Below are 6,000 nucleotides of genomic sequence, written 5' to 3'. Positions count from 1 at the left end.
GGGGGGGCGGGGGGGCGCCCCCCCATCTCCCGGCCCCCCCCCCCCCGCCGGTCGTTGCACGTCGAGGCAGATGCTCTTCCGGCCTGCCCAAGGAACACCGCTTCGACTGCAACCCACCTTCAGCGTGCCGGCGTTGGCCCGGATTGCGTACGCGACACCGATCGGCATGCGCGCCACCACGTGGGTGGCAGCCCGAGGGGATGGCCGGGTAGCCGGCCACCCCGCCCTCGGTGCTACAGGTCGAGGACCAGTCGTGGGCCGATGGCGCGGGACACGCAGATCAGCATCGAAGTGCCTGCCTCCCGCTCGTCGTCGCCGAGGAGAAGGTCGCGGTGGTCGGGCACCCCGTCGAGCACCTTCGTCTCGCAGGTGCCGCACAGGCCCTCTCCGCAGGACGTCGGGACGACGACGCCGACGTCGGCCAGCGCGTCAACGATCGACTGGCCCGGCGCCACGGAGCAGACCACGCCGCTGCGTTCGGCGACGACGGTGAACGCGTCCGTCGGCCCGTCGGTGATTGCGCCGGAGAACCTCTCCAGGTGCAGTGACCCCGAGGGCCACGACTTGCACAACCGCTGCACGGCGTCGAGCAGGCCGGTGGGGCCGCAGCAATAGACCTCGGTGTCGGGCCGAGGTGTCCCCAGCAGCGCGGGCAGGTCCAGAAAGCCGAGCTCGTCCTCCGGGACCAGCTGCACCCGGTCTCCGTAGCGCTGTAGCTCGCTGGCGAAGGCCATCGAGTCGCGGGTCCGCCCGCCGTAGTGGAGATTCCACTCGCTGCCGTCCTGCTCGGCCTGTCTGATCATCGCGAGAATCGGCGTGATTCCGATTCCGCCGGCGATGAACAGAGCCCGGTGCCGGGCAGTGAAGGTGAAGTTGTTCCGTGGCCCCCGCACGGGGACCACGTCGCCGACGCGCAGTTGTGTGTGCACGTGCTCGGAGCCACCTCGGCTCTGCGGCGCGCGCAGCACCGCGACCTCGTAGGCCGCGTCGTCCCGGGGGACACCGCAGAGCGAGTACTGGCGCACCAACCCGTTCGGCAGCAGCAAGTCGATGTGTGCTCCGGGCTCCCAACCGGGCAGCGAGGTGCGGTCGCGGCGCTCCAAGCGCACCTGCCGCACACCCGCTGCCAGAGAGGCGACGGCGGTGACCTCGAGCGAAAACTCGGGGTCACTGGTCATCAGGGCCGCCGAAAGTGATGGTTTGTGCGATGTCCCAGCGCCCGGTGAGATAGGCGGAGGCGAGCTGGGCCTGGAAGGCGCGGACGCCGTCCTCGCGCGCGTCGAAGGGCCCGGGCCGGTACCCGTTGCTCAGCAGGCCCTGGTACACGGACTCGCAGGCGGCGAAGTCCTGGCGGTTGGTGATGTCCCAGAACCCCGCGGCGAACGAGGGGTCGAAACCCGTGCGCTCGGCCACGTGGCGGGGAAACAGCCAGGAGCACTCCACGAACGTCTCCCCGGCAGACAGAGGCACCAAACGGTGGGTCATCACGTAGTCCGGTTGCAGGGTGAGCAGCAGATTGGGCGCGAGCATGAAGTAGATCGTCCGACGGGCCTGCTCGTCGCTGATCCCGGCGATACGCTCGCCTCCGCTGCGGCCGTCGAGGCTCATGGTTTCCACATTCTCGCGCAACTCCAACGGTCCGCCCAGCCACATGCCGGTGTGCCGCAGGCCCATCGCTGTCTCCGGCGGGCTGACCCGGCAGAGCTCCGGGTGGATCGAGGGGCAGTGGTAGCACTCGAGGTAGTTCTCGATCACCAATTTCCAATTGGTCTGGAGCGTGTAGCTGTGAGACTCGCCGACGACCATGTCCGTGGGATCCCAGGGGGCGACGACATCGGTCAGATTGCCGACCCACTCACTGAAGTCGGGGGCATCGTCGGAGGCGTTGACGAAGATCCAGCCGAACCACTCGACTGCGCGCAATCCGACAAGCGGCCATTCCTCTTTGGTGAAGTTTTCCGTGCCGGTGAACTGCGTCGCGGAGCGGAGCTCGCCGTCGAGTTCGTAGACCCACGAGTGGTAGGGGCAGCGCACCACCCTCTTGTTGGTGCACGAGTCCACCGCCACCAGCTCGTGCCCCCGGTGCCGGCACGCGTTGTAGAAGGCGTGGAGTGTGCCGGCAGCATCGCGGGTCAGCAGGATTCCTTGGGTCCCGACCCGGACGGCGCGCTGGTCACCGGGCCTGCCGACATCACTGCTGCGCCCCACGCAGACCCACGCGGCCTCCAGTAGGTGCTTACGCTCCCAATCGAGGACCTCGGGCGAGAGGTAGGCATCCGCCGGAAGCGTGCGTGCATCTGAGAGTTGTTCCTGGAGCACGGAGTCCAGTGCAGCAGGGGTGAGGGGTGCGGGCGGGAGGGCGGTCGTCATGGCGTCGTCTCCATCGTGGGGGAGTGCTGGATCAAGTGACAATGAACTTAATCACTAATTCAGCCCTTCAACATATGCCCGTGCACAGTTCGAAGAGCGCCTACTGTGCACGCCCACACTCACGCTCGCACTTACGTCCAGATTGAGGCGTACTGCGTGAGGAGGTCGTCGGAGGCCGGCGTCTGTATTCCGAAGGTGACCCCGAATGGATCGGCGAGCACGGCGAAGGGGCCCATCGCTGATTCGGTGGCCGGCACCCGGACCCGGGCGCCGAGGTCGCTCAGACGGGCGACCTCCGCTTCCAGGTCGAGGACTCGTAGGAAGGGGATCCAGTGCGGCGGAACGGCAGAGGGCAGGACGTCCAACATGTCGACCACGCCGGCCAGTGGTCGGTCCGCGGACACCAGCAGGCGGTAGTTGCCCGGGCCGGGTGCGGGCTCGTCGATCACCTGACAGGACAGCGCCTCGGCGTAGTAGGTTGCTGCCTCTTCGGCCAGTGGCGTGTACAAATCGACGAAGGCCACGTCCCCCAGTCGCTGACTGGGCGGTCGCGGGCCGGTGTCGGTCAGTCCGAACAGTGCCCCGTCGGGCGCGGAGTACACGGGTTGGTGTCGGCCGTCGACAGGCACGGTGCCGGCCGGCCGGGCGCCGAGGTCGAGCGCTCGGCGGCCGGTGGCGGTCATGTCGTCGGTGCCGAAGCAGGGCACCCAACACCCGGACGGTGGTGTGGGAACGTCACCGGCCGGCACGAACGAGATTCGTTGTCCTGAGCCCTCTCCGGCCGTTTCGTGGTTCATGGCGAGGGTGTAGAACGCGTGGCTGGCCGGTGCGTCGCCGCCCACGAAGAGGACCGTGTCGAGGGCGACCCGGGCGCCGCCGGTCACTGTGGACCTCGCCCGTCGAGCAGCGACGACAGATCGGTGGCGGAGCCCAGTTCCCAGCCGGTCGTGGCGAGCCAGAAGTGTGTGCGACTGCTAGGCGAGTCGATGTCGCGCCCGGTGAGCTCCTCGATCAGTCGCAGCCGGTTGCGTAAGGTGTTGCGGTGCACGAACAGTGCCGTCGCCGTGGCTGCCGGTGCGCAGTCCTCGGCCAGGTAACAGCGGAGTGTGGTCACGAGTGAGGTGCCGTTCTTCCGGTCGTACTCGAGGAGTGGAGCCAGTGCCTCGGCCGCTAGATCGCGTAGCGGCATCCCGGCCTCGATGCTGGCGATCAGGAGGGCCGTGGCCAGGTCCTGGATCCGGTGCACGTGCACACCGTGGCCCTCGGCCAAGGCGTTGCGCGCCTCGAAATAGCCCAGCCGAAGACCGCGCACGCCGACGCGCGCCTTGCTAACCCCTACGCGGGCGTCCGGCCCCAGGCTGGTGAGGTGCTCGTGGCACAGTTTGGCCACGAACAGTCCGGCACCCTCCGGGACGACCAGGACGACGCGGTCGTGCACGATCGCCCGCAGGTGCGGGTCCTGGTGCTGACTCAGCAGGGTGTGCAAGTTCCACGGGTAGGAACGGAGTCGCCGAGGCGGACAAGCCACGGACCCGACGACTACCTCATGCGCCTTGCCGGCGTCCAAGCCGTGCTCGCCGAGCCGCCGCGCAGCCTCCTGCTCACTGGACTGACCGGCGATGACGTCCTCGAGTACCTGGCCGAGCAGCTCCCGTCGCCCGCTCAAGACAGCGTGTCGGCGGGACAGCTCGATGCCGGCCAGCGTCGCGGCGAACGAGAGCAGCGCCGGTGGGATGTCCTGTCCCCGCGCGCACAGCACAGCGACCGGCTCGCCCTCCAACTCCACCGGCCGGAGCATGCATCCGGCCACCAGGTCCCCGGACGGGGGCGAGGCAGCGACCAGTTCTTCGGCCGACCACTCGGCCCGCGCCGGCACGCTGACCAACACCCCACCGCGTAGGTCGATCACGGCCACCGGCGCGGCCGAGAGCCCGTGCAGCGCGGTGACCAGCGCATACAGTGGCCGCTCAGCGGTCAGCGCGTCGGCCAGGACCCGGTGGTCGGCGAGATCAGGGTCGGCCGACGTCATAGCGTGCATCCTACGCACGGTGCGGCCGGGCGATGTGGTGCGCCGCCAGTCGATGCCGGCGCGGAGCCGGCAGACGATTTCCTCCCCGACCTGCGGAGGCAAGAGTGAGGATAAGTGTGGGCTCCTCGACGTCGACGCGATCGCCGCTGCTGCCTTGGCTGCGTCCGATACGACGCGCTCGTCAAGCGCGCGACGCTCGCAGTCGTGTGTGCCCACGCTGCCCACGCGCGACCCGTACGGCGCTGCGCGAAGACGTCGGCGAACCGTTGCACCAGCGGCAGCTCCTCACGTGCGTAGCCGGTCGTGGTGAACGTCTGTCCGTAGCCAGGCCTGCTCAATCGGGAACTCACGGTGGCACAGGGTGTTCGAGCGCTGCGACAACCACTGGGCTCTCGGGCCACCTGCTGTCGCGACGGACGTGGCGGGCATCGCCCCGCGCATCCCGTGACCTGGGGGAGGGTGGACTGCAGGCCGACCAGGGAGGCACAGCGCAAGCGGCGGGTGCGATGCTCCTGAATCAGCTTGCCGACGGCACCGGAGGTGTTGTCCGCCAACAGAAGGGGGGAGCACTGCCTCCGCCGAGCACGACGACGGCTACTTCTCACTCGTTCACCGTTGCTCCCCTTCCGAGGGAGGGGCGAGACCGGCGTCGCGGACTGCCTCGCGCAGAAACCGCAGGACCTTCCGAGTGATTTCCCAGCGCAGCTGCGCGGCCGGCAGAACCGTCCAGTAATGCCCTGAGTACGTGACCTCCTCGGGGAGGACCCGGACCAGGGACGGGCGCCGACGTGCAATGTAGGAGGGCATGACGGCAATCCCCACCCCGGCCAGTGCGGCTTCCTCGTGTACCAGGAGATTGTTGGACTGCAATCGGATGATATTGGGCAGCATCGGTCTGAGAGCCGCAAAGTCGGGCACCGCTGCGAGAGGGTCCTCTGCGTACCAGCACAGGACGTGCTGTTGCAGGTCCTCGATCCGCCTGATCTCGGCGTGTTCGCGCAGGTACTCCTCGGTAGCGTAGAGCCCGATCTCGTAGGTGACGAGTTCCTGGATCGTGACGCGGGGAGACGTGGGCTTGGTGCGGACCACCGCCGCGTCGAAGGACACGCCGTCACGGCTCGCCAGGGAGTCCGCCGTCACGATACGCAGGATGACCCCGCTCTCGGCGATCAGGCGACCGCAGCGCGGTGCCAGGACTGTCGCCGCGAACCCGTCCGGGGCCAGGATGGTCCATTCCTCCGGGCCGGACACGATCGGGTCGCCGTCCGCGAACACATCGACACCGAGGGAGACCATGCGCGCAGCCGGCAGGAGACCTTCGCCCGTGGGTGTCAATTTCCACCCGGTCCCACTTCGGCTGAAGAGTCGAGTGCCGAGCGCTTTCTCCAGCCGACCGATCCGGCGACTGACGGTTGTGTAGTCAACCCCCAGCTCCTGGCTGGCGCGGACTACAGACTTGGCCTCGGCCACGATGTGGAAGTACTTCACGTCTTCCGCGTCCACTCTCATCCGATCCCTCATACCGATCTCACTTCGATGCGATCCCGACGGTCAGTCCGGCTTCGGGAACCGTGGTCATGGCTCCAGACGCCGGACTGGTA

The 6,000-nt window shown here is 68.2% G+C and carries 5 protein-coding genes; all 5 read right to left on the bottom strand.

All coding sequences use genetic code 11. The annotated features are described in order from the left end of the window. Positions 1 to 233 precede the first annotated feature (233 nt). Positions 234 to 1,178: a PDR/VanB family oxidoreductase gene (locus ACFWAY_RS43345; protein WP_378457758.1), complete on the bottom strand. Its 945-nt coding sequence runs from the start codon at positions 1,176 to 1,178 to the stop codon at positions 234 to 236. Next, positions 1,168 to 2,370, bottom strand: a complete 1,203-nt coding sequence (locus ACFWAY_RS43340) for an aromatic ring-hydroxylating dioxygenase subunit alpha (protein WP_378514832.1) — start codon at positions 2,368 to 2,370, stop codon at positions 1,168 to 1,170. Before ACFWAY_RS43340 ends, ACFWAY_RS43345 begins: the two co-directional genes overlap by 11 nt. A 131-nt stretch (positions 2,371 to 2,501) precedes the next feature. After that, positions 2,502 to 3,254 carry a VOC family protein gene (locus tag ACFWAY_RS43335; RefSeq protein WP_378457756.1) on the bottom strand — a complete coding sequence of 251 codons (753 nt, stop codon included), beginning with the start codon at positions 3,252 to 3,254 and terminating at the stop codon, positions 2,502 to 2,504. Then, on the bottom strand, positions 3,251 to 4,399 hold the full coding sequence (locus ACFWAY_RS43330) for a PucR family transcriptional regulator (RefSeq protein ID WP_378457755.1): 1,149 nt from the start codon (positions 4,397 to 4,399) through the stop codon (positions 3,251 to 3,253). The genes ACFWAY_RS43335 and ACFWAY_RS43330 overlap by 4 nt, the downstream gene beginning before the upstream one ends. 609 nt (positions 4,400 to 5,008) lie before the next feature. Continuing rightward, positions 5,009 to 5,908 carry a LysR family transcriptional regulator gene (locus ACFWAY_RS43325; protein WP_378457754.1) on the bottom strand — a complete coding sequence of 300 codons (900 nt, stop codon included), beginning with the start codon at positions 5,906 to 5,908 and terminating at the stop codon, positions 5,009 to 5,011. Positions 5,909 to 6,000 lie beyond the last annotated feature (92 nt).

This window comes from Rhodococcus sp. NPDC059968, from assembly GCF_042738615.1.
Classification (GTDB): Bacteria; Actinomycetota; Actinomycetes; order Mycobacteriales; family Mycobacteriaceae; genus Rhodococcus_F.
This window is presented reverse-complemented; position numbering and strand designations above follow the sequence as displayed.